Below are 22448 nucleotides of genomic sequence, written 5' to 3' on the forward strand. Positions count from 1 at the left end.
TTATGTTTCGAAATAGAACAAAAATAACAAAACAACGCGTTGAACGTGGCTCAAAAAACAGATATTATATGATTAGTTCAAAGAGATGTTCAAAAATAAAACACAAGAATAACAATATAACAAAGGAGAGGTAATATATGAGTTATCAGATTAAAATTCCGTCATGTATCTTTGGCGGAGCAGGAAGCATTGAGAATGTGAAAGCGGTAATAGAAAAAGAGAATGCAAAAAAAGTAATAATTTTTACTGATAAAGGCATTCGCTCAACAGGACTTTTAGATCTGCTGACAGACATTCTTGAGGAAAACAAGACAGAGTATCAGGTATTTGATGATCTTGCTTGTGAACCATCATATCAGGATGTTGAAAAGGTTATGAAGGAAGTGGAGAACACATCAGGTGATCTTATCATAGCAATCGGTGGGGGAAGCGTTATGGATGCAGCAAAGCTTTGCTGCGTATTAAAAGATGCAGACTATACTATAAAAGATTTGCTCAATGATCCGATGCTTGCAAAGAAACAGATTAAGACGGTTATGATTCCGACAACATGCGGAACAGGATCTGAGGCAACCTGCAATGCAATCGTTGCGGTTCCGGAGGAACAGTCAAAGAAAGGAATTGTAAATGACAGTATGATTCCGGACTATGTGGTATTGGATTCGAATATGATCAGAAAGCTTCCAAAATCAATTGTGGCAGCAACAGGTGTAGATGCATTGGCCCATGTGGTTGAGTGCTTCACCTCAAAGAAAGCAACACCGTTTTCCGATACCTATGCAGCAGCCGGAGCCAAGCTTATTTTCCATAATATCAGGGAAGCTTATAACAATCCGGACAATATGGAAGCAAAAAGCAATATGATGACCGGAGCCTTCTATGGCGGAGTCGCAATTACAGGAAGCGGAACAACAGCAGTTCATGCGCTTTCATATCCACTGGGAGGCAAATATCACATTGCTCACGGTGTATCAAATGCCATACTTTTTGCACATGTTATGGAATTTAACAAGGACGCATGCAGCAAGAGACTTGCAATACTTTGCGATGCTGTTTACCCTGAGCTTGCAGGAAAATCTGAGGATGAGAAAGCACAGTACATGATCGATCAGATTGCTGACATTGTAAAGGTTACAAACATTCCAACAGATTTAAAGGAATTCGGTGTTAAGCCGGAGGACCTGGATTTCCTTGTTGATGCCGGAAGCAAACAGCAGAGACTTCTTGTAAACAATATGAAAGAATTAAGTCTTGACGATATCAGAAACATATATCTTAAGGTGTTAAAATAAAGGAGGACCTATGAAAAAGCCAATTATCGGAATTACAATGGGAGATCCTGCAGGAAACGGTTCTGAGATTTCAGTAAAAGCGTTATCAAGATCGGAAATATATGAGCAGTGTCGTCCGGTGATTATCGGTGATGCTGCATGCATGGAAGAGGCAGTAAAAATCGCAGGAAAAGAAGGACAAATAAAGATTCATGCGATTAACGATATTAAAGCTGCAAAGTTTGAGTACGGAACGATTGATGTGTACGACATGAATCTTGTGAACATGGACAGACACATATTCGGAAAAGTATCAAAGATGTGTGGAGAGGCTGCTTTTCAGTATGTCGTAAAGGTAATAGAGCTTGCGCAGAGCGGCGAGATTGACGCAACTGTCACAAATGCCTTAAATAAAGAGGCAATAAATATGGCAGGACATCATTATTCGGGACATACAGAGATTTATGCAGAGTACACCCATACAGACAAGTACACAATGATGCTTGCGCACGAGGATTTGAGGGTTGTACACGTATCGACGCATGTTTCTCTCAGGCAGGCATGTGACAAGGTAAAGAAGGACAGAGTCCTTGAAGTTATAAGAATTGCAAATGATGCCTGCAAGGCGATAGGCATTGAGAATCCAAAGATTGGTGTGGCAGGTCTTAACCCACACTGCGGAGAAAACGGACTGTTTGGAACAGAGGAAATTGAGGAAATCCAGCCGGCAATAGATGAGGCAATGGCAGAAGGAATCAATATTCCTGAGAAAAAACCGACACCGCCTGACAGCATATTCTCTAAGGCAATCGGAGGCTGGTATGATATAGTTGTAGCAATGTACCATGATCAGGGACATATTCCTCTGAAGGTTAAAGGTTTTGTATACAACAAAGAATTAAAGAAATGGGATGCGGTAGCAGGTGTAAATGTAACACTCGGAATTCCTGTAATAAGGGTATCGGTAGACCATGGTACAGGCTTTGACCTTGCAGGAAAAGGCGAATCGAATGAGTTAAGCCTTGTAAATTCAATTGACTATGCGACAAAGCTTGCAGTAAACAAAAAATAGCGGGAGGAAATGCGATGGTAAAGCTGTTGATCATAGCAGATGACTTTACCGGTGCATTGGATACCGGAATCCAGTTTGTGAATAAGGGAATTGCCACCCAGGTATTTACAAAAATGCCGGAAGCTATCGGGGATATAGATGAGACAACAGAGGTTCTGGTTATAGATTCTGAGACCAGACCAATGCCTGCAGCTAAGGCATATGATGCTGTGAAAAATATTACAGGATGGGCAAAAGCAATTAAGATTCCTATTATTTTCAAAAAGACGGACTCTGCGCTCCGCGGGAATATCGGAAGTGAGCTTCAGGCAGTTTTGGACGGAAGCAGACACGACAAAGTTTATTTTCTGCCGGGGTATCCGAAGATAGACCGCTGTACGGTAAACGGAACTCACTACATACAGGGACAGCTTCTTGAAAAAAGTGTATTCGGGCAGGATCCGTTTGAACCGGTAAAGATGTCGTACATACCTGATATTATCGCACAGCAGACATCTTTGAAATGTGCCTGTGTTAAGCGGAATGAAGCTTTGAATGATATAAAAAGCGATGAACGTATCGTAATCTGCGATGTGGAAAAACACAAAGACATAGAAGAAAGGCTTGATGAATTGCAGGAAAAAGATGAGCTTTGTATTATTGCCGGATGTGCCGCACTTGCGGAAGCGCTTGCCGACAAGCTCAGATTTGATGCAGTGAAGCCGCAAAGCTATAGGAAGAGTGAAAATTTTCTTGTGGAATGTGGCAGCTTGAATATGATTACGCAAAATCAGCTTGACTATGCCGAAAAACACGGATTTTCAAGAATCCATATGACCGTAGAACAAAAATTGCAGAAGGATTATTACAGCACGCAGGCGGGCTTGGAGTTTTTGCGCAAAATGCAGGAAGAATGTGAAAAAGACAGATGTCTCATCATTGATTCCATAGACCGGGAAGAAGACAAAAAGGGCTTTATGGAAGCAAATAAGCTGACTATGAATGATGTAAGAACCTTGATTCCAACGGCACATGGACACGTAGCTGACCATTTGGCAGCAAATAAGCAGGATACGACAATACTTATGACAGGCGGCGATACTTTGATGGGGTATATGAAGCTGATAGGCTGTACCCAGATTACACCGGTATGTGAGATAGAACAGGGTGTGGTTGTTTCCAATCTGAAAAATCACGGATTTGTGCAGCAGATAATATCCAAATCAGGTGGGTTCGGAACCAAAGATGTACTGGTAAAGATTGCAGACAAAATATTAAATCAAAAATAAACAAAATTAAACAAGTTTAAAAGGAGAAGAAAAACATGAAACAGACAGAATTAAAAGGAATTATTACACCAATTTTAACACCAATGAACGCAGATGAGAGCATCAACACTGACGAGCTCAGAACACAGATTGACAGACTTATCGATGGCGGTGTGCACGGAATTTTCCCATTTGGAACAAACGGTGAAGGATATATCTTAAATGAAAAAGAAAAATGCGAAGTCCTTGAAGCTGCAATTGATCAGGTAAAAGGAAGAGTACCTGTATATGCTGGATCAGGTTGCATTTCAACACAGGATACTATCAGGATGAGCAAGGAGGCAGAAAAGCTCGGAGCTGACGTCCTTTCAATAATCACTCCAAGCTTTGCGGTTGCGTCACAGAAGGAGTTATACGATCACTATGTAGAGGTTGCCAAACATGTAGATACTCCAATTGTTCTTTACAATATTCCTGCCCGTACAGGAAACAAGCTGCTTCCTGAGACAGTAAAGAAGCTTGCAAAGGATGTTGACCTTATCATCGGTGCTAAGGATTCAAGCGGTGACTGGGATAACTTAAAGGCATATATCACAGAGACACGTGAACTTGACAAGAAGTTCTATGTATTATCAGGAAATGATTCACTCATTCTTCCTGCGTTAAAAGAAGGCGGAGTCGGAGGAATAGCAGGATGCTCAAATGTTTATCCACATGTGCTTTCATCCATCTACAACCTTTTCAAAGAGGGCAAGCTTGAGGAGGCAGAGGCAGCACAGGATTCTATTGCAAGCTTCAGAGCTGTATTCAAATACGGCAATCCTAACACAGTTGTTAAAAAAGCGGTTGCTATGCTCGGATATCCTGTTGGCGATTGCAGACGTCCATTCAACTATCTGTGCGATGAGGGTGTGGAAGCGCTTGCAAAGGTATTAAAAGAGAATGCTGACAAAGGAATGAACTAACTCTGGGGAGGATGAATTAATATGAAGTTTGTAATGACACAGGCTGTATGCCCTGAAGGAATGCAGCTTTTAGATGGAATAGCTGATGTATATGTAGCTGACAATCAGGATCCGAACAATTATCTTGACGAGATGAGGGATGCAGCTGCTCTTATTGTAAGAATTGCAAAATGTGATGCAAATGCTATAGAAAACAGCCCGAAGCTCAAGGTAATTGGACGTACAGGCGTAGGATATGATTCGGTTGATGTAAAAAAAGCAACAGAGCTTGGTATCCCGGTGGTCATCACACCGGGAGCCAACAACAGAAGTGTTGCTGAGCATGCGGTAGCAATGATTTTTGCATTGTCAAAGAATCTTATCGAGGCACAGAACGAGATGTGCAAAGGAAACTGGGAAATCCGTGGAGCAAAGAAGGCTTTCGAGCTTGAGAGAAAGACAGTCGGAATCCTTGGGCTTGGAGCAATCGGAAGAGAAACAGCCAAAATCTGCAAAGGCTGCGGAATGAGAATTGCAGCGTATGATCCTTTTATGACAAAAGAGCAGGTAGAAGGCTATGGTGCTAAATATTATGAAGATTATGTGGAGCTGTTAAAGGACAGCGATGTGGTATCAATCCATGTACCGCTCACAGATCAGACCAGGAACATGATCTCAAAGAAGGAGCTTTCTGTTATGAAGCCGACGGCACTTATAATAAACTGCAGCCGTGGAGGAATCATCAACGAAGCAGATCTCGTAGAAGCATTAAATAACGGAGTTATCGCCGGTGCGGGAACAGACGTATTCTGCAGCGAGCCACCAAAAACAGATGATCCGTTATTGAACTGCAGAAATCTTATCGTAAGTCCGCACTCAGCAGCCCAGACAAGAGAGGCAGTTATCAAGATGGCACAGATGTGTATCAAGGGCTGTCTGGCAGTCGTAGAGGGTAAAAAGTGGCCATATGTAGCCGACAAGTCAGTATATGAGCACGAGAAATGGAAGGGTGCTGACTGGGCAGAGATTTAAAATAAAAATATATCGGGGGATATAATATGGATTCTAGTATTATTTCAATTATAATTGTATTAATTACAATGGGCTTGTTTGTCTGGAATAGACTGCCGATAAGCGTGGTTGCTATCCTTGGGTCGGTAGCAATGGCAATGTTTATTCCAGAAATGGATTTATCCGCAGTATACAGCGGATTCAGCGCAACAGGCTGGCCGATGGTAGTCGGAATGTGTGTTGTAAGTGCCGCACTTTTTGAAACCGGAATAGCAAGAAAGATAGGAGAAAAAATCGGAAATTCTTTTCTTGCCAAGACGGAGAGGCGGTTTATAGTAACGGTAAGTGCTGTGTGTTCATTGATGTCAGCATTTATGAGTAACAACGGAACAGTTGCTATCTGGATGCCTATCATCGCAATCGTAGCAGCAAACTCATGTGGAAAAATCCGTTCAAAAATGGTTATTTTCCCAGCCGGAACAGCAGCCATTATCGGAGGTGCGTGTTCACTAATCGGCTCAACCTCACAGCTTGCAGCAAACTCAGTATTACAGGGATATGCCGGTTATGAGGAAGGTATGGGAATGTTTGACATGACAAAGATCATGTTTCCGGCAGCAGTTGTACAGATTATTTTCTGGGGAACAATCGGCTACAAGCTCCTCGACAAGGTATTAAAACCGGATAGTCCTGACTTCGACAAGGGAAATATGTATTCAGTTGCAGAGATACATAAGCTCGAGAAAGAACAGGAGTCAGCTGCTCCGGCATGGAAGGGCTATGTGGCACTCGGAACCATGATTTTATGCATAGTATTGTTTGTATTAAGTGGTTTCCAGCCTTTCAAGAGCTATTTTAACATTGGTACAATCGGTCTTATAGGTGCTGCAATGGTACTTGGAACAGGCTGTATCTCGATTAAAAAAGCATATTCGGATCTTCCTTGGGATGTTTTCGTATGTATCGGAACAATATCAGGAATCGGAACAGGACTTGATGTATCAGGTGGTGGAGCATTAATCGCAAACGCTGTACTCAACCTCTTCGGAGGAAAGAACGCATCGGTTGTGCTTCTTACAGTAGTTATCGCAGTGCTTACAAGTGTGCTCACGAATATCATGTCAAACAACGCAACAGCAGCAATGCTTACACCAATCTGTATAGCAATTGCATTATCGCTTGGAATCAGTCCTATTCCATGGGTAATCGTAATCGGTGCCTGCTCAAACCTTGCAATAGCAACATCTTTCGGAACAGCTGTAAATATGCAGATACTTCCGGCAGGATACAAGTTTTCGGATTTCGTAAAAATCGGTGGACCGTTACTTATAATACTTATTGCAGTTGTTTCTATATGCAGTGTGGCATTCCTGTTCTAAGAATTGAGTGTCCTGAAGCGCAAATATTTGCCAGTACACCGAATAATAAATCAGTATGGAAAGTTTGTGTACATAATAAAACAGATACTAACAAAACAAACAGAGCTATCATTTATGATAGCTCTGTTTGTGGATATGAGCATCCCGGGAGCAATTCATTCAATAATACAATAACTGAGAGGAAGACCGAATGATGAAACAATTTTTTAGGAAAACCATGAAAAACATAGCGACCTACGTGGAACTGGTATTGTCTGCATTTCTCGTATTTGTGATAGCGATACTTATTATAAAGCTTGTAGGTCAATGTTTTTTTGATATATGGCATGACAAGCTTGAGCTGGAGTATTACATGGAATATGCCATGTCGATTGCTATAGGCGTGGAGTTTGTAAAGATGCTCTGTACGCATCAGCCAGGCACGATAATAGAGGTTCTGCTTTTTGCAACAGCCAGACAGATGATAGTCGAACACCTCAATGTATATGAGACTCTTGTTGGAATTGGCGCGATAGCAGCATTGTTTGCAATCAGAAAATTCCTGTTCTGCAGTTTTGATGAGGCTGATCACATGATATGCCGGGGCAGCCAGACAGTAGCACACGCGAATCTCATAACCGGAGCCAAAATTCCGGAGGAAAAGACAAGAATTCTTCGCAATATCATAAGCGACAAGCTGAGTGAAGAGGGAAAGACGGTTGCAATAGGTGCCTGCGTGTATTATAAGGATTGTGCACTTAGAGTGGATAGTATGCGCGAAGGCATGGTAACCAGAGTTGAAGTGATAAAGAACCTGTAATGTATATTTAACCTATATTATAATATTTTTGATTTCTGTGCTGCCATTACCATTTGGATTTTATTTCTCGCGCAAGCTGTTGTTATGGGGTGTAAGAGGTATCTTTCTTTGCTTGTAATCGTTTCAAAAGAATTTGTTGGGTATTTGCTTGCTGCGATTGGGCCTATTGCGTTAGGGAAAATCTACGATGTTTGTCATAGTTGGACAATGCCTTTGGTATTACTGCAGGGCGGAGACACAGTTGTGTTCAAGGATTTGTATCGTTTTACCAGGGAAGCAGAAAATGGCTATAAGAAATACATGGAATGGCTCGACAGAGGTATTAACATGGTATTTCTTGATAATCCAACGGTAAGTAGCGACTACATTCGACAAATGATGACAACGGCAGAGCAACAGGACATTGTAACCAAAACTGCTATGGAAAGCATTATTAAGCTTCTGATCATAGTGGAGCTGGACCGGGGAGAGAAGCAGCGCCTTTATATATCCCAGTCTATTAAAGATGGAATTGCTGCAAGCAATAAGAAGAGTGGAAGAAAACCAGGCCAGCTTGATAAGATGTCTGATGCTCTCAGAGAGGATATTTTGAAATATTTGTCTGATAGGTCTATCAAACAAGTGGATTTAATGAGGAAGTATAATATAAGCAGAAATACATTGAAGAAGTATGTTTATAAAATTCAAAACCATAATATAATATAAAACTTTTATAGAAATATAATTCTGATATCTGATTTGATGGTCAAAAGGTATTCTCTCGATACGATGAAAGCACTAATGGAAAGACAGAATCCGTTGTATGGCAGAATCGACCTTACGCTGAACCTGAAACCGATGGACTACTATGACTCTGCATTGTTTTATCCTGAATTTTCAGAAGAAGATAAGGTAAGATTGTTTAGTGTGTTTGGCGGAATTTCGTATTATAACCGGCTGATTGATGCCCAAAAAAGTGTGCGGGAGAATATCATAGAGCTTATCGCCTCATCCGGGGCACGCCTGGAAAATGAGGTAGCGATGTACCTGAATTCGGAAATTTCCAAAATTACAAGAGTACTACATTTAAATATGTTTGTCATAACTGGATATAGCTTCAAACTATGACTAACCGCAAAAGAAATGTATTATACAAAGTCATAGTGACATGGTAGGATAACCCTAGAAAACGAACAAAAAAACACAGGAGGTTATCAATATATGAGTACATTAAAGACACCATTTCGCTATGATTTTGTAGGAAGCTTTTTAAGACCAGAAAAGCTTAAAGCAGCAAAAAAAGCGTTTGAAGAAGGAACAATCACACAGGAAGAACTCGACCGCGTGACGGATGAGTGCGTGACAGAGATCGTTGCAAAGCAGAAAGTAGCAGGATACCATGCGATTACAGATGGGGAATTCAGAAGAAAATTCTGGCATCTGGATTTTATGTGGGGATTTGAAGGAGTTACCCATGAAAAAGATGGTGGCGGCGTACAGTTTAACGGAGAGATGGCAGACCTTGAGGCTACTTATCTGGTGGGAAAGGTAAAAGCAAAGGTGCATCCGTTTGTAGAGTATTTCAAATTCTTAAAGCAGTTTGAAGATGAACAGACCGTTGCAAAGTATACCATTCCGGCACCGGCGCAGATGTATCAGCAGATGATCGTTCCGCAGAACATTGAGCAGACAAGAAAATTTTATGCGACAGATGATGAATTGATCGAGGATATCGGTAAGGCATATCAGGATGTGATCAAACAGTTCTATTCAGCAGGATGCCGTAATCTGCAGCTTGATGACTGTACCTGGGGTGCAATTGTCGGAGATGCTGCAAAGCAGAGATACCAGTCACTTGGTGTTGATATTGAAGAGGTAAAGGCACGGCTTTTGAAAGTAAATAATCTGGCACTGGAAGGAAGACCGGAGGATATGGTGATTACTTCCCACATTTGTCGCGGAAATTATCACTCTACATTTTTTACAAGTGGACCATATGATTCTGTAGCTGACTATGTATTTGCCCAGGAGCATGTGGACGCATTACTTTTGGAGTATGATGATGCGAGATCCGGTGGTTTTGCACCGCTTGCAAAAGTGTCTCCGGACAAGAAAGTTGTACTTGGACTTATTACAACAAAGAAACCGGAACTGGAAGATAAGGATAAGGTGATCGCAAGAATTCACGAAGCAGAAAAGTATATTCCGCTTGAGCGTCTATGCTTAAGTCCACAGTGTGGATTTGCATCCTGTGAGATTGGAAATAAGATCACAGAGGAACAGCAGTGGGCAAAACTTGCACTTGTAAAAGAAATTGCAGAAGAAGTTTGGAAATAGAATATTGTTTCACGAATAAACCCCGTATAGATTGTCTATAATAGAAAATCTGTACGGGGTTTTATGGTATATCTGCAACAATTTAAAAAATTTCATAATTTTTCCCCAAACAGATTCTCTCCAACTGAAGAGATAATAATACACTGGAGATTAACATAGGCATTAATAGTTTGCCAGTGTTCATTAACGGAATAGAGATTGAATATTGTCCTATGTGCGGACGTAAACTGTAGTACAGATTATTAAATGAATACAGTAAAAAGCCAGCCGTTTGCAAACGGCTGGCTTTTGGGAAGTTTAGTTTTTGATAAAATATTTAAAAAAAAGGGATAGTGAGTGCTATTTCGTTCCCACTCACATTTTTATAATAACATTAGTAAAGAAAATGTGCAAGACTACATTAGCCGACTGTTTTCATAAATGCTTCCCTCTCTTTCTGAATCTTATTATATACGTTTGAGATGCGTGCTTTCTGCTCAGTAATTATTGTAGATTGTTCCTCGTCAGATAAATTGTCGATATCAGATAAATCCTCGTATGGAGAATCAAGACCAGCTTCGTATTTATCTAAAAGCTCATCTTTACTTGGAAATGGCTCAAAAAGATATTTATTTGCTTTTTTCTTTGCACTGAATAAATGCTTTCAATGTTATTAATAATGTCTTCAGCATCATGTTCAAAAAATTCTCTTGTTGTAATCATGTTGACCCTCTCCTTTACATTTTTATTATGAAATAATTATATCATAACTGTATCATTATAATTGCCGCATATTTGCGTTAATTATAATGACCAAAAATAACGACTATTAATGTTATTGAAAAAAAAAAAATTATCATGTATAATACAAGCATAGAAAACTAAGAAAAAAACATTGAAAAGAAAAAATATGAATGTGAACAATGTGGCTATATTTATGAACCAGCAGTAGGCAATCTAAAAATAGATATCGCTCCCAAAATTACATTTGAGGATATTCCAGAGCACTGGGTATGCCCAATCTATGGATTTGGAAAAGATGTTTTTGTTCCTTTAGAAGAGTAAGCAGAAAATTTAGATGTGAAACTGACAGACACAAAAAGAATCCAAGAGAAAATAAAAAAGAAATGGAGACCAGATTATGACTTATGATTTAAATATTACTTTTGATGACAATTTAATAACAGGAAATAAAACAATTGATACACAGCATAAAGAATTGATTGAACGTATCCAGAACTTTGTAACTGCATGTCAAAATGGCGACAGCAAGCTAAAAGCAATCAAAATGCTGGATTATCTGGATGAGTATACTAACTTTCATTTCAAAGAAGAGGAAAAGCTTCAGGAAAATGCTGGTTATCCAGAGTATGAAAAACATCACGAAAAACATGAAGAGTTTAAAAAGACAATTCAGGAACTGCAAGAATACCTTCAGGATTATGAAGGACCAACAGAACAGTTTAGTGAACTTGTACAGAAAAATGTAATCGATTGGCTATTTGGACACATTAAAACATATGACCGCTCTGTAGCAGAATTTATCTTTATGAGGGAGAATCCAGACCGATACTAAAATAAAACAAGGACGTATCGAAGGTAAGGGAAGATAAAGCCAGATAAATGTGAGGACGTGGGAGAGATCCTGCGTCCTTTTTTAGTACGTAATAGTATCAATCTTGTGTTTCTCTTTATTAAGACTCTCAGAAATTTCATATATGACACAAAGAACCACCAAGGCAGAAAGGTGGTTCTTATATTTTGCAGTGAATGAATCAATTATTTTGTGATTATATCACAGAAAATAATTTACCTTTTGCTTATAATGTAGCTACAAATTAAGTAAGGAGGTAGCAAGAGAACTAGGACCTAAAGGTATTCGTGTTAATGCTGTTGCACCTGGGATTACAGAAACTGATATGATGAAAGCTGTGCCAAAGGAAGTTATCGAACCTATGATTGAAAGAATTCCATTGCGTCGTCTTGGACAGCCAGAAGATATTGCCAATGCGTTTGTGTTTCTTGCATCAGATGAGGCGAGTTACATTACAGGTGTTATATTAAGTGTAGATGGTATGGCAAGAAGTTAATTTAATGTGGTATGGTGATGTAATCACGGAAAACAAATGAATTTAAGACTATAACAAAGCTACAAAAAGAAAAAGATAAGGAGGACTGTAAAATGTCAGCTATTAATATCAATAAAAATAATTTTGAGAACGAAGTACTGAATTCCGATAAAACCGTTCTTTTAGATTTTTGGGCATCTTGGTGTGCGCCTTGCCGTAGGGTAGTACCTATTGTAGAGGAGATTGCAGATGAGCGTATGGATATTAAAGTTGGAAAGATTAATGTAGATGAAGAGCCTGAACTGGCAAATAAGTTCAGTATTATGAGCATTCCGACTTTAGTGGTTATGAAGAATGGGAAGATTGTACAGCAGGTTTCAGGGGCGAGACCTAAGAATGCGATTTTAGAAATGCTTTAGGGAGGTGTGCTAATGGGATTTTTTGATTTCTTTAAACAGTCGAATATTAATCAAGGCATAGAAGAATATAAAATGACTGCTGGTGCAGTTCTGCTGGATGTCCGTACTCCGCAGGAATATCAGGAAGGACATATACCAGAAAGTAAAAATGTGCCGTTGCAGCAACTAGACAATATTGTTTCTGTAGCGAAGAATAAGGATATCCCTCTGTTTGTATACTGTTATTCCGGTTCCCGGAGCCGTCAGGCAACTGGGATGTTGCAACGAATGGGATATTCTAAAGTAAATAATATCGGTGGCATTGCAGCTTACTCAGGAAAGGTGGAAAAATAAGATGAAGGTAATAATTGTAGGAGGTGTAGCCGGAGGAGCTACAGCCGCAGCAAGAATACGCAGACTGAATGAGCATGCTGAAATTACTGTGTTTGAAAGATCCGGATACATATCCTATGCAAATTGTGGACTTCCATATTATATTGGAGACGTGATCACAGACCTGGAAGAACTTACACTACAGACACCAGAGAGTTTTTTTAAACGCTTCCGTATTAACATGAAAATTCATCATGAAGTTATCTCAATACATCCCGAATATAAAACTGTTTCAGTTAAGAATTTAGAAAACGGTGAAATATTTGAAGAAAACTATGATAAGCTAATCCTCTCTCCAGGTGCAAAGCCTACACAGCCGAGACTTCCCGGAGTAGGTATTGATAAACTTTTTACACTTCGTACTGTAGAAGACACTTTTCGGATAAAGGAATATATAAATAAGAATCATCCAAAATCGGCTGTATTGGCAGGTGGCGGTTTTATTGGTCTGGAACTGGCAGAAAATTTGAGGGAGCTTGGCATGGATGTTACGATTGTCCAGCGGCCTAAGCAGCTGATGAACCCTTTTGACCCGGATATGGCATCCATGATCCATAATGAAATGAGAAAGCATGGGATAAAACTGGTACTGGGCTATACAGTAGAAGGATTTAAAGAAAAAGACAACGGAGTAGAGGTTCTGTTGAAAGATAATCCATCCCTTCAGGCTGATATGGTAGTTCTGGCAATCGGAGTCACACCAGACACAGTATTAGCAAAAGAAGCAGGTCTGGAACTTGGCATCAAGGAAAGTATTGTAGTGAATGACAGAATGGAAACCTCTGTACCGGATATTTATGCTGCAGGTGATGCAGTTCAGGTAAAACATTATGTTACGGGTAATGATGCGCTGATTTCTTTGGCAGGACCAGCCAATAAACAGGGCAGAATCATCGCTGATAATATTTGTGGCGGTGATAGTCGTTACTTGGGTAGTCAGGGAAGCTCCGTTATAAAAGTGTTTGATATGACAGCAGCCACTACAGGTATCAATGAAACCAATGCCCAAAAGTCAGGATTAGAGGTAGATACAGTAATTCTTTCTCCTATGAGTCATGCCGGTTACTATCCTGGTGGAAAAGTGATGACCATGAAGGTGATTTTTGAAAAAGAGAGCTATCGTTTGCTTGGCGCTCAGATTATTGGATATGAAGGAGTTGATAAACGTATTGATGTGCTGGCAACAGCAATTCATGCGGGGCTGAATGCAACCCAGTTGAAAGATCTGGATCTGGCATATGCACCACCTTATTCTTCTGCCAAGGATCCGGTAAACATGGCTGGATTTATGATAGACAATATTGCAAAAGGGACATTAAAGCAATGGCATTTGGAAGATATGGACAAGATTTCTAAAGATAAAGATGTGGTGTTGCTAGATGTGAGAACTGTAGGTGAATTCAGCAGGGGGCATATTGATGGATTCAAAAACATACCTGTAGATGAACTGAGAGAACGAATTAGTGAAATTGAGAAAGGAAAGCCTGTGTATCTGATATGCCAGAGTGGTTTGCGCAGTTATATTGCGAGCCGTATTCTGGAAGGAAACGGCTATGAAACGTATAATTTCTCTGGCGGATTTCGCTTCTATGATGCAGTGGTCAATGACCGTGCGCTGATTGAAAGGACATATGCATGTGGTATGGATTATTAAAAAATAATCACGATATTTTTATAATTTTCTTATAGCATAAAAAGATCCCCTATTTATTAGAATGACTTTCATAATTCTGATAAATGGAGGATTCTTCTTTATATGTTACAGAAAAACAGTTTTATGACCTTTGGAGTGTTTCCAGTCTTTTTGAATCAAGGATTGTGATTTTGCCGCGAGAGAGTTTGACGAGTCCTTCGACTTGAAAGTATCGAAGCATTCGAGTGATAACTTCCCTGTGGGAACCAAGATGGTTTGCGATAGTTTCGTGAGTGATTTTCAGTTCATTTGTTCCTTCAATGGATGTTTCTTCTAAAAGAAATGAAGCAACACGCTTATCCAAACTCTTCCACATAATCTGTTCAATCAGCCACATGACATCAGAAAAACGGGTAGCCATTAACTCATTGGTATAGTTTGCGACAGGAGCAGAATCCTTCATGATGCCTTTATAGATTTCAGCAGGGATGATCCAAAGATCAGTATCTTTTTCTGCTTCAATGGTTACTTCAAATTGAATGGATCGCATGATACATGAGGCAGATAAGAGACACATATCCATATCGAACAGACGGTAGAGTGTAATCTCTCGTCCTTCATCTGAAAGTATGTAAGTTCGAAGCTGCCCGGATTTAACCAGTAATAATCCAGTACAATCCATGTTCCCGTTGTGAATGATTGTTCCTTTTTTCACATGCTGTGTGATCAAATTGTCTGAAATTAGTTTTTTCTGTGCTGTATTTAAGTCATTCCATAGTGGAAAATAATTTTCGAAGCTCATAATAGTTATCTCCTTTATGAACATAGTATACTTGCTTTTTTAATATGCGTCAATCGAATAATTGACATATGCCCTTTATAGGACTATTATATAAGAAAGCGAGAAAGGAGCAATTTCATGCCGAGACCAGTAAAATGCAGAAAAGTCTGCCATTTCCCAAATGTTTTAGAATTTCTTCCGGCAGATGATACTGAGAAAAAAATGCCCATTGTTTTGACGGTAGATGAGTACGAGACAATCCGTCTTTTGGACAAGAAAGGTTACAGTCAGGAGCAGTGTGCAGAATCTATGCAGATCGCAAGAACGACGGTCCAACGGATTTACGAGATTGCCAGAAAGAAAATAGCAGATGCTCTCATTGATGGACATCCGCTTAAAATTGATGGTGGGGATTTCATAATCTGTGACGGTCAGAGCAGCGACTGCAGCTTTGGAGGATGTTACAAACGTGAGATTTATCAAAAATATGCAGCAGAAAAAGGAGAAGGTATCATGAGAATAGCAGTAACATATGAAAATGGACAGATTTTCCAACACTTTGGACACACAGAGACATTTAAGATTTACGATGTAGAGGAAGGAAAAGTGCTACATTCAGAAGTAGTAGATACGAATGGAAGCGGACATGGTGCATTGGCAGGAGTTCTTAATGCATTAAATGCCGATGTTTTGATCTGCGGCGGAATCGGAGGAGGTGCTCAGACTGCGTTAGCGGCAGCGGGCATTAAGCTTTTTGGCGGAGTTTCAGGAGATGCGGATAAAGCAGTAGAAGCTTTTATCAATGATACGCTTGATTATAATCCGGATGTGAAGTGTTCTCACCATGAGCACAACCATGGGGAAGGACATACGTGTGGTGAGCATGGATGCGGAAGCCATAGCTGTCATTAAGAAGAATCTACTTGTCGAAAGTAATGGATGGAATGTATAATATTGTTAATGATTCAGAGATATTTATTTTGGAAACAGCTTAATCAATTTGGAGGTATAATAATGAAAGCACATAAATATTGGTCAATCGGAGCAATAGTTACAATGGTTGGAACTTTTTATACAGGATATAAAGGGTTAAAAGCAGCACACAAATACTTTGCATTTGGCTCTCTGATATGCATGATTATGGCAGTCTATTCTGGTCATAAAATGATTTCAGGTAATAAAAGAACAAGAAAACAGGTGGAAAATACAAAAGCGGAGGAATAGTAAATGTTAGAGTTAGGAATAAAAGCACCGGATTTTGAATTGCCGGATCAGAACGGAGAAATGCATAAATTAAGTGATTATGCAGGTAAAAAAGTAATTTTATATTTTTATCCAAAAGATAATACAGCCGGATGCACTAAGCAGGCATGTGGCTTTTCTGAGCGTTATCCACAGTTTACTGAGAAGGGCGCTGTTATTCTCGGAGTAAGCAAGGACTCTGTAGCGTCTCATAAGAGATTTGAAGAAAAATACGGCCTGGCATTTACGCTATTAGCAGATCCGGAGCGTAAAGTCATTGAAGCATATGATGTCTGGAAAGAAAAGAAAAATTATGGAAAAGTATCTATGGGTGTAGTAAGAACTACTTATCTTATTGATGAGCAGGGAATCATTATAAAGGCAAATGATAAAGTCAAGGCGGCAGATGATCCTGAAAATATGCTTAAGGAATTGGCATAATGAAGATTATTTTATCACCTGCAAAAAAGATGATTGTAGATACCGATAACTTAGTACCGGTTGAACTGCCTGTCTATATTGATAAGACAGCAGAAGTATTAAACTGGATAAAAAGCAAATCAAAAGAAGAACTGAAAGCTATCTGGAAATGTAATGACAAGATTGCAGAGCAGAACTTTAACAGATTGGAAAATATGGATCTTTATAACAGGCTTACTCCGGCTGTTTTAGCATATGAAGGAATTGCTTTTCAATATATGGCACCATCCGTGTTTGAAAATAGTCAGTTTGAGTATGTACAAAATCATTTGAGAATATTATCAGCTTTTTACGGTGTTTTAAAACCTATGGACGGAGTAACGCCATATCGCTTGGAAATGCAGGCAAAGGTCGAAATAGGAGATGCAAAAAATCTGTATGAGTACTGGAATGATATGCTGTATCGTTCAGTAATTGATGAAAGCAGAATTATAATTAATCTTGCATCAAAGGAATATTCTAAATGTATAGAAAAGTATCTTACACCGAAGGATAAATATATTACAATTTCATTCTGCGAACAAGCTGGAAATAAACTGGTAACAAAAGGTACTTATGCTAAGATGGCTCGTGGTGAGATGGTTCGATTCATGGCGGAAAATGATATTGAAAATCCTGATGATATAAAAAAGTTTGACAGGCTTGGTTATATATTCAGGTCTGATTTATCATCAGATAGTAAATATGTTTTTGAACGCAAAATAGCATAATTATTTTAAGTTATCAAGAGAATATGATTTGAAAATAATAACTATTACTAATTTTATATTATAAGATAACCTGTAATAAAAAAGAGGACATATGGATTTATACATATCCATATATCCTCTTTTTATTGATATTAATCTACAAGCTTGTCAAGCTCCTTGATATACTCAGTTTCGCTTGAGGTTTTATGAGTAGACTGTTTTGCATATAATCCGACAGAAGTCTGTGATTTCTTAATTGCCTGCATGGTTCCAGCACCGGCAACACAACCTCCGGGACATGCCATACCTTCAAGTAGATATCCGGGATACTTGCCTAGAGTTGCAAGTTTAAGGAGCTGACGGCATTCCTTTAAACCTTCTGCATTTGCTACCTTTATCTCCTGATCCGGATGATCACGTTTTATAACATTAACAACAGCCTGTGCCACACCTCCTGCGACTGCAAAGTTTCTTCCGTCTGTTGAAGCATCGCTGACACCTGCAGGGTCTTCCTCGATATTTTCAAGGTCCACATGCTTTGCGGAAAAAATACCGGTCATCTCTTCGAAGGTGAGTACAAAGTCCACTTCACTTCGTACACTGCGTCGCATAGCTTCAAGTTTTTTGGCAGCACATGGTCCGATAAATACCACGCGCGCATCTGGATTATGCTGCTTTATAAGACGTGCAGTGAGCGTCATAGGTGTAAGTGCCATTGAGATACATTTTGCATGCTCAGGGAAGAGTTTTTTAGCCATGACTGACCATGCCGGACAACATGAGGTTGCCATGAAAGGAAGTTCATCCGGTACCTCTTTTAGGAAGTCCTCGGCCTCCTGCTTGGCACAGAGGTCTGCACCTATAGCTACTTCAAATACATCTGCAAAACCAAGAGCCTTCATGGCTGCACGTAGCTTTCCGGGAGTAACTTTTGGACCAAACTGTCCAACAAATGCAGGAGCAACTGCAGCATAGACCTTTTCACCGGACTGTATAGCTCTGATAGTCTGGAAAATCTGGGATTTATCAGCAATCGCACCAAAAGGACAGTTTACAAGGCATTGTCCGCACGAAACACACTTGTCATAATCGATATTTGCTTTGCCGTTTTCGTCAGAAGAAATGGCATCCATGCCACAGGCCTTTGCACATGGACGTTCCTGAACAATAATTGCATTATATGAACATACGCTTGCACAGCGTCCACACTTTATGCATTTTTCCTGGTCAATTACAGATTTTCCGGTTGTGCGATCCAGCGATACAGCATCTTTTGGACATACCTCCATGCATGGATGAGCCAGACATCCCTGACAGCCGTCTGTAACATGTACTCTTTTTTCAGGGCATGCATTACATGCAAATTTTATAACATTGATAAGAGGCGGTGTATAGTAGGTTTCATCTTTGTCGGCAGCCTCGATTCCATCTGATATAGGTGAATGCTCTGCAGCACTACGGTAAGGCAGACCCATTGCCAGACGAAGTCTCTCTCCGACTATAGCACGCTCCAAAAATACATCGTTCCTGAAATTTCCTTTTTCGCCAGGAATAATCTTGTATGGAAGAGCTTCCATACGATCTTTTACAGGCCATTCGGTATGATATGCCATACGCGCAACCTCTGTAAAGATTTTATGTCTGATTTCCTGAATTCGGGTTTCGACACCTCTCATTATTGATTCCTCCTTATAAAATAAAATTTCAATTTTCCTTATTGTATCAGATAAAATAAGCAGTCTCAATAAATAGGCTGTACTTTTTATGATACATAAATACTAGATAATTAATGAATTTTAAACCTGATTTTTTGCGTTTCTTTGAAAATAAAGGATAATATTTTAAATTTTAAAATAGGAATGATTACTGTTTTGTATTGACTGAAGTACTATAATACTATATAATAATTATGGTCAATTAATCCTAATTAATAAGAATAAATGGCTATTTAGAGAATACCATTTAAAATACATGGAGAAGATTTTAGATTTTATTTTTTACACATGGAAGGAGAAAAAAGATGGAAGTAAAATATTATGTATGCAATCACTGTGGAAGCATTATTGAAATGGTAAAGGATAAGGGCGTGCCGGTAGCAGATTTTTGTCTTTTCGATGGTGAGCAGGTAGAAGAAGTATATGCATATTGCAATCTGCATGGATTATGGAAATGCTAAGTATAGATATTGTTGGACTTACAGGCGCCTGTTCCTATGCTTTGGACTGCATAGAAGCAGAGTTGGTAAATATCACAAACAAACATGGAAAAAGAGTGGCTTATATAAGCGTATGCATGGCTGAATATTGGGCAATTCAAGGTGAGGCGTTACAAGATTTAGCCATGTGTGCTTTACTGCATGACAATGCTCTGACACAATATATTTCTGAGGAGCTTAAAAAGGATTCTGTTATTGACCTAAAAAAAGATTTATCTGAGGAAAAAACGAATCTCCATTGTATATATGGTGAAAAAAATATTACTAAACTTCCTTTTAAAACAGATGTTTCAAATGTGATTTTGTATCATCATGAACATGCCGATGGAACTGGCCCTTTTCAAAAAAAGTGGAATGAAATTCCATTGTTCGCAAGGATTATTCATCTTGCAGATATCATTGATATTATAAGAAATAGTATTGATTCTGATGATAATAGCTGGGATTTTATGTGTCAATATCTTTCCCAAAATAAGGATAGTCTATTTGATTCGGAATGTGTTAATGCTTTTCTTCATGTATTCACAAAAGAATCGTTTATGTGTTTAAGTGATGATTCTTTTGAAACTAAGCTATGGGAAGCTATCCCAAGAGAAAAGCTGGTTTTTGATTGGGAAATGTGTAAAGATGTTGCAGATTTCTTTGCAAAGATTGTAGATTATAAATCTTCTTTTACAAGCAGACATTCTATAGGAGTAGCTGAAAAAGCATCCATGCTTGCCCAATATATGGGATATGATTCAATCACTGTACAGAAAATGTATTTAGCTGGTGCTCTGCATGATATAGGAAAAATGGCGGTAGGCAATGAAATTCTGGAAAAACCGGATAAGCTTACGGATGATGAATTTTCTAAAATGAAAAATCATGCTGGTTATACATACCTAATATTATCAGAGGTTAATGATTTTGAAGAAATACGAGACTGGGCAGCTTTCCATCATGAAAAATTAAATGGAAAGGGGTATCCTTTTGGAAAAACTGCTGCTGAATTAAATGAACCGGAACGTATGATGGCATGTGTTGATATTTATCAGGCTCTTACGGAAGATAGACCTTATAAAAAAGGATTATCTCATGAAAAAACATGTGATATCCTTGATGACATGGCACAGAAAGATTTTATTGATTCGGATATTTCAAAGATAATTAGAGAATGTTTTGGAAGAAACCGATGATATATAAGATAATAGTGTTTTCCATTGTATACTTGTATTACGTGGATTTCAAAAGAAGAATAAGAATGAAAGTAGGATTAATTTATGTATGAAATGAAACCAGAATATTATATCGGCATAGATATGATAGACGAAGAGCATAAGCAGTTGTTTAAATATGCAGATGATGCATATGAACTGCTTCATGACGAGAATACACCGGATAAATATGATAGAATTGACATGATACTTGAAGACCTTCGTGATTATACAGCGAAACATTTTAATGATGAAGAGCAGTATATGGAGTCTATTAATTATAAAAAATTATTTACTCAAAAAATTCAGCATCAGGAATTTATACACAAACTTGATGAATTTATTGAACATCACAATGATGAAATAAAAGATCAGGATGAACAGATTATGGGTATTTTAAAGTATCTCACAGAGTGGTTAGTTAATCACATCCTATATGTTGATGGTCAAATTGCAGAATTTGTATCAAAAATGTAATCTTTTGAATTACTAATAAATATTATATTTGATGGTCATAATATATCTTCAGTTGGAGAGAATACCTTTTGACCATCAAATCCACCTGTTTGTTTGACGGAGTAATGGATATGAAAATCAGAGAAGTGAATGAAAATAAAAAGTAGTTTATATCATTATTGCTATTAGCTGATGAACAGGAGAGCATGGTTGATCACTATCTTGAAAAAGGTAATATGTATGTACTTGAATATGGTAATGTAAAAGCTGAATGTGTTGTCACCGATGAAGGTAACGAAATACTTGAAATCAAGAATATCGCAGTCGATGTTGTTATGCTTTTGTGTATGTATCAATTGAAGTGATAAACTTTATCAATAAGTCCGGGAGGACGCATAATAAGGGCGTTTGAGGGCATGAATTAGCAAGAACTGTATGAGATTAGGCTTGAATAACAGTATTTCCGGGAAATATAATGTTTCTTGTAAGTAAACTTTAACTATATTTTTTGTAAATATACAGGAGGAAAACATTATGTCATTTAATTGGAAGGCTTCAGGTTTATTCGCAGCAGGTGTTGCTTTTGGTACAGCTGGTATCAAGATTTTATCAAGCAAGGATGCTAAGCATGCTTATACTCAGTGTACAGCAGCAGCGCTTCGTGCTAAGGATTGTGTTATGAAGACTGTTAATACTGTTCAGGAGAATGCAGAGGATATTCTTGCTGAGGCTAAGAGCATCAACGAGGAGCGCGAGGCTAAGGCTGAGGCTGCTAAGGTTTCGGATGCATCTGAGGATGTATGCGAGTGTGCTAAGGCTGATGAGCAGGAAGCAGAGCAGGCTGAGGTTACAGCAGAGACTGCTGAGGCATAGAAGAT

27 protein-coding genes and 1 pseudogene are annotated in these 22448 nt (G+C 38.8%); 25 read left to right on the forward strand and 3 right to left on the reverse strand.

The window, feature by feature from the left end:
• Positions 1 to 137: 137 nt before the first annotated feature.
• The 10 genes from EUBREC_RS05370 to EUBREC_RS05415 all read left to right on the forward strand — a co-directional run bounded on the left by EUBREC_RS05370 (position 138) and on the right by EUBREC_RS05415 (position 10039).
• Positions 138 to 1292, forward strand: coding sequence for an iron-containing alcohol dehydrogenase (locus EUBREC_RS05370; protein ID WP_012742063.1), 1155 nt, complete (start codon positions 138 to 140; stop codon positions 1290 to 1292).
• Positions 1293 to 1302: 10 nt separating this feature from the next.
• The gene (pdxA, locus tag EUBREC_RS05375; RefSeq protein WP_012742064.1) at positions 1303 to 2343 is read left to right on the forward strand and encodes a 4-hydroxythreonine-4-phosphate dehydrogenase PdxA; all 1041 of its coding nucleotides are present in this window, start codon (positions 1303 to 1305) and stop codon (positions 2341 to 2343) included.
• 14 nt (positions 2344 to 2357) lie between these two features.
• Positions 2358 to 3611, forward strand: a complete 1254-nt coding sequence (locus EUBREC_RS05380) for a four-carbon acid sugar kinase family protein (protein ID WP_012742065.1) — start codon at positions 2358 to 2360, stop codon at positions 3609 to 3611.
• 35 nt (positions 3612 to 3646) lie between these two features.
• Complete coding sequence (gene dapA, locus EUBREC_RS05385; RefSeq protein WP_012742066.1) at positions 3647 to 4555, forward strand: 4-hydroxy-tetrahydrodipicolinate synthase; 909 nt, start codon at positions 3647 to 3649, stop codon at positions 4553 to 4555.
• Positions 4556 to 4576: 21 nt separating this feature from the next.
• Entirely contained in the window at positions 4577 to 5566 is a 990-nt protein-coding gene (locus EUBREC_RS05390) for a hydroxyacid dehydrogenase (protein WP_012742067.1), read from the forward strand.
• Positions 5567 to 5592: 26 nt separating this feature from the next.
• Complete coding sequence (locus EUBREC_RS05395) at positions 5593 to 6924, forward strand: SLC13 family permease (RefSeq protein WP_012742068.1); 1332 nt, start codon at positions 5593 to 5595, stop codon at positions 6922 to 6924.
• Between the two features lie 190 nt (positions 6925 to 7114).
• The gene (locus tag EUBREC_RS05400; RefSeq protein ID WP_012742070.1) at positions 7115 to 7723 is read left to right on the forward strand and encodes a hypothetical protein; all 609 of its coding nucleotides are present in this window, start codon (positions 7115 to 7117) and stop codon (positions 7721 to 7723) included.
• 108 nt (positions 7724 to 7831) lie between these two features.
• Positions 7832 to 8428 carry a serine integrase family protein gene (locus tag EUBREC_RS05405; protein ID WP_138305399.1) on the forward strand — a complete coding sequence of 199 codons (597 nt, stop codon included), beginning with the start codon at positions 7832 to 7834 and terminating at the stop codon, positions 8426 to 8428.
• A 75-nt stretch (positions 8429 to 8503) separates the two neighbouring features.
• Positions 8504 to 8830: an ATP-binding protein gene (locus tag EUBREC_RS05410; protein WP_041253958.1), complete on the forward strand. Its 327-nt coding sequence runs from the start codon at positions 8504 to 8506 to the stop codon at positions 8828 to 8830.
• 93 nt (positions 8831 to 8923) lie between these two features.
• Positions 8924 to 10039 carry a 5-methyltetrahydropteroyltriglutamate--homocysteine S-methyltransferase gene (locus EUBREC_RS05415; RefSeq protein ID WP_012742073.1) on the forward strand — a complete coding sequence of 372 codons (1116 nt, stop codon included), beginning with the start codon at positions 8924 to 8926 and terminating at the stop codon, positions 10037 to 10039.
• Positions 10040 to 10606: 567 nt separating this feature from the next.
• Here the strand turns inward: EUBREC_RS05415 and EUBREC_RS17935 are convergent.
• Positions 10607 to 10741: a hypothetical protein gene (locus EUBREC_RS17935; RefSeq protein WP_012742074.1), complete on the reverse strand. Its 135-nt coding sequence runs from the start codon at positions 10739 to 10741 to the stop codon at positions 10607 to 10609.
• 240 nt (positions 10742 to 10981) lie between these two features.
• Between EUBREC_RS17935 and EUBREC_RS18375 the strand changes: the two genes are divergently transcribed.
• The 6 genes and pseudogenes from EUBREC_RS18375 (at position 10982) to EUBREC_RS05440 (ending at position 14532) form a co-directional block, all read left to right on the forward strand.
• On the forward strand, positions 10982 to 11083 hold the full coding sequence (locus EUBREC_RS18375; protein WP_408629359.1) for a rubredoxin: 102 nt from the start codon (positions 10982 to 10984) through the stop codon (positions 11081 to 11083).
• Positions 11084 to 11159: 76 nt separating this feature from the next.
• Positions 11160 to 11594 (forward strand): bacteriohemerythrin, encoded by a 435-nt coding sequence (locus EUBREC_RS05420; protein ID WP_012742076.1) that lies wholly within the window; start codon positions 11160 to 11162, stop codon positions 11592 to 11594.
• Positions 11595 to 11856: 262 nt separating this feature from the next.
• Positions 11857 to 12108, forward strand: a pseudogene (locus EUBREC_RS05425) (SDR family oxidoreductase); the annotation flags it as partial.
• Between the two features lie 92 nt (positions 12109 to 12200).
• Positions 12201 to 12506, forward strand: a complete 306-nt coding sequence (trxA, locus tag EUBREC_RS05430; RefSeq protein ID WP_012742078.1) for a thioredoxin — start codon at positions 12201 to 12203, stop codon at positions 12504 to 12506.
• Between the two features lie 12 nt (positions 12507 to 12518).
• Positions 12519 to 12839 carry a rhodanese-like domain-containing protein gene (locus EUBREC_RS05435; protein WP_012742079.1) on the forward strand — a complete coding sequence of 107 codons (321 nt, stop codon included), beginning with the start codon at positions 12519 to 12521 and terminating at the stop codon, positions 12837 to 12839.
• Position 12840: 1 nt separating this feature from the next.
• A complete protein-coding gene (locus EUBREC_RS05440; protein WP_012742080.1) occupies positions 12841 to 14532 on the forward strand; it encodes an FAD-dependent oxidoreductase in 1692 nt (563 codons plus the stop codon).
• A 121-nt stretch (positions 14533 to 14653) separates the two neighbouring features.
• Here EUBREC_RS05440 and EUBREC_RS05445 read toward each other — a convergent pair whose 3' ends face one another.
• Positions 14654 to 15313 carry a Crp/Fnr family transcriptional regulator gene (locus EUBREC_RS05445; RefSeq protein WP_015568821.1) on the reverse strand — a complete coding sequence of 220 codons (660 nt, stop codon included), beginning with the start codon at positions 15311 to 15313 and terminating at the stop codon, positions 14654 to 14656.
• Between the two features lie 117 nt (positions 15314 to 15430).
• Between EUBREC_RS05445 and EUBREC_RS05450 the strand changes: the two genes are divergently transcribed.
• The 4 genes from EUBREC_RS05450 to yaaA all read left to right on the forward strand — a co-directional run bounded on the left by EUBREC_RS05450 (position 15431) and on the right by yaaA (position 17724).
• Positions 15431 to 16204: a DUF134 domain-containing protein gene (locus EUBREC_RS05450; protein WP_012742082.1), complete on the forward strand. Its 774-nt coding sequence runs from the start codon at positions 15431 to 15433 to the stop codon at positions 16202 to 16204.
• Between the two features lie 102 nt (positions 16205 to 16306).
• Positions 16307 to 16516 (forward strand): DUF6219 family protein, encoded by a 210-nt coding sequence (locus EUBREC_RS05455; protein ID WP_015516636.1) that lies wholly within the window; start codon positions 16307 to 16309, stop codon positions 16514 to 16516.
• 3 nt (positions 16517 to 16519) lie between these two features.
• Entirely contained in the window at positions 16520 to 16975 is a 456-nt protein-coding gene (gene bcp / locus EUBREC_RS05460; RefSeq protein WP_012742084.1) for a thioredoxin-dependent thiol peroxidase, read from the forward strand.
• Positions 16975 to 17724, forward strand: a complete 750-nt coding sequence (yaaA, locus tag EUBREC_RS05465; protein ID WP_012742085.1) for a peroxide stress protein YaaA — start codon at positions 16975 to 16977, stop codon at positions 17722 to 17724. The genes bcp and yaaA overlap by 1 nt, the downstream gene beginning before the upstream one ends.
• Positions 17725 to 17855: 131 nt before the next feature.
• Here the strand turns inward: yaaA and EUBREC_RS05470 are convergent, their stop codons facing one another.
• Positions 17856 to 19379 (reverse strand): 4Fe-4S dicluster domain-containing protein, encoded by a 1524-nt coding sequence (locus EUBREC_RS05470; RefSeq protein WP_015568820.1) that lies wholly within the window; start codon positions 19377 to 19379, stop codon positions 17856 to 17858.
• Positions 19380 to 19723: 344 nt separating this feature from the next.
• Between EUBREC_RS05470 and EUBREC_RS05475 the strand changes: the two genes are divergently transcribed.
• From EUBREC_RS05475 to EUBREC_RS05495, 5 genes are all read left to right on the forward strand, one after another.
• Complete coding sequence (locus tag EUBREC_RS05475) at positions 19724 to 19879, forward strand: hypothetical protein (RefSeq protein WP_012742087.1); 156 nt, start codon at positions 19724 to 19726, stop codon at positions 19877 to 19879.
• Positions 19873 to 21096, forward strand: coding sequence for an HD-GYP domain-containing protein (locus EUBREC_RS05480; RefSeq protein ID WP_041254508.1), 1224 nt, complete (start codon positions 19873 to 19875; stop codon positions 21094 to 21096). The genes EUBREC_RS05475 and EUBREC_RS05480 overlap by 7 nt, the downstream gene beginning before the upstream one ends.
• A gap of 84 nt (positions 21097 to 21180) precedes the next feature.
• Complete coding sequence (locus tag EUBREC_RS05485) at positions 21181 to 21591, forward strand: bacteriohemerythrin (RefSeq protein ID WP_012742089.1); 411 nt, start codon at positions 21181 to 21183, stop codon at positions 21589 to 21591.
• 185 nt (positions 21592 to 21776) lie between these two features.
• On the forward strand, positions 21777 to 21935 hold the full coding sequence (locus EUBREC_RS05490; RefSeq protein ID WP_041253961.1) for a hypothetical protein: 159 nt from the start codon (positions 21777 to 21779) through the stop codon (positions 21933 to 21935).
• A 169-nt stretch (positions 21936 to 22104) separates the two neighbouring features.
• Entirely contained in the window at positions 22105 to 22443 is a 339-nt protein-coding gene (locus tag EUBREC_RS05495) for a DUF6110 family protein (RefSeq protein WP_012742092.1), read from the forward strand.
• Positions 22444 to 22448 lie beyond the last annotated feature (5 nt).

This window comes from Agathobacter rectalis ATCC 33656 (assembly GCF_000020605.1).
GTDB classification, from domain to species: Bacteria; Bacillota; Clostridia; order Lachnospirales; family Lachnospiraceae; genus Roseburia; species Roseburia rectalis.

Bases quoted from the DNA above. Each gene is read 5' to 3' on its own strand.
- EUBREC_RS05370 (WP_012742063.1), top strand. From the start codon at position 138: ATGAGTTATCAGATTAAAATTCCGTCATGTATCTTTGGCGGAGCAGGA.
- pdxA (WP_012742064.1), top strand. From the start codon at position 1,303: ATGAAAAAGCCAATTATCGGAATTACAATGGGAGATCCTGCAGGAAAC.
- EUBREC_RS05380 (WP_012742065.1), top strand. From the start codon at position 2,358: ATGGTAAAGCTGTTGATCATAGCAGATGACTTTACCGGTGCATTGGAT.
- dapA (WP_012742066.1), top strand. From the start codon at position 3,647: ATGAAACAGACAGAATTAAAAGGAATTATTACACCAATTTTAACACCA.
- EUBREC_RS05390 (WP_012742067.1), top strand. From the start codon at position 4,577: ATGAAGTTTGTAATGACACAGGCTGTATGCCCTGAAGGAATGCAGCTT.
- EUBREC_RS05395 (WP_012742068.1), top strand. From the start codon at position 5,593: ATGGATTCTAGTATTATTTCAATTATAATTGTATTAATTACAATGGGC.
- EUBREC_RS05400 (WP_012742070.1), top strand. From the start codon at position 7,115: ATGATGAAACAATTTTTTAGGAAAACCATGAAAAACATAGCGACCTAC.
- EUBREC_RS05410 (WP_041253958.1), top strand. From the start codon at position 8,504: ATGGAAAGACAGAATCCGTTGTATGGCAGAATCGACCTTACGCTGAAC.
- EUBREC_RS05415 (WP_012742073.1), top strand. From the start codon at position 8,924: ATGAGTACATTAAAGACACCATTTCGCTATGATTTTGTAGGAAGCTTT.
- EUBREC_RS17935 (WP_012742074.1), bottom strand. From the start codon at position 10,741: ATGATTACAACAAGAGAATTTTTTGAACATGATGCTGAAGACATTATT.
- EUBREC_RS05420 (WP_012742076.1), top strand. From the start codon at position 11,160: ATGACTTATGATTTAAATATTACTTTTGATGACAATTTAATAACAGGA.
- trxA (WP_012742078.1), top strand. From the start codon at position 12,201: ATGTCAGCTATTAATATCAATAAAAATAATTTTGAGAACGAAGTACTG.
- EUBREC_RS05435 (WP_012742079.1), top strand. From the start codon at position 12,519: ATGGGATTTTTTGATTTCTTTAAACAGTCGAATATTAATCAAGGCATA.
- EUBREC_RS05440 (WP_012742080.1), top strand. From the start codon at position 12,841: ATGAAGGTAATAATTGTAGGAGGTGTAGCCGGAGGAGCTACAGCCGCA.
- EUBREC_RS05445 (WP_015568821.1), bottom strand. From the start codon at position 15,313: ATGAGCTTCGAAAATTATTTTCCACTATGGAATGACTTAAATACAGCA.
- EUBREC_RS05450 (WP_012742082.1), top strand. From the start codon at position 15,431: ATGCCGAGACCAGTAAAATGCAGAAAAGTCTGCCATTTCCCAAATGTT.
- EUBREC_RS05455 (WP_015516636.1), top strand. From the start codon at position 16,307: ATGAAAGCACATAAATATTGGTCAATCGGAGCAATAGTTACAATGGTT.
- bcp (WP_012742084.1), top strand. From the start codon at position 16,520: ATGTTAGAGTTAGGAATAAAAGCACCGGATTTTGAATTGCCGGATCAG.
- yaaA (WP_012742085.1), top strand. From the start codon at position 16,975: ATGAAGATTATTTTATCACCTGCAAAAAAGATGATTGTAGATACCGAT.
- EUBREC_RS05470 (WP_015568820.1), bottom strand. From the start codon at position 19,379: ATGAGAGGTGTCGAAACCCGAATTCAGGAAATCAGACATAAAATCTTT.
- EUBREC_RS05475 (WP_012742087.1), top strand. From the start codon at position 19,724: ATGGAAGTAAAATATTATGTATGCAATCACTGTGGAAGCATTATTGAA.
- EUBREC_RS05480 (WP_041254508.1), top strand. From the start codon at position 19,873: ATGCTAAGTATAGATATTGTTGGACTTACAGGCGCCTGTTCCTATGCT.
- EUBREC_RS05485 (WP_012742089.1), top strand. From the start codon at position 21,181: ATGTATGAAATGAAACCAGAATATTATATCGGCATAGATATGATAGAC.
- EUBREC_RS05490 (WP_041253961.1), top strand. From the start codon at position 21,777: ATGGTTGATCACTATCTTGAAAAAGGTAATATGTATGTACTTGAATAT.
- EUBREC_RS05495 (WP_012742092.1), top strand. From the start codon at position 22,105: ATGTCATTTAATTGGAAGGCTTCAGGTTTATTCGCAGCAGGTGTTGCT.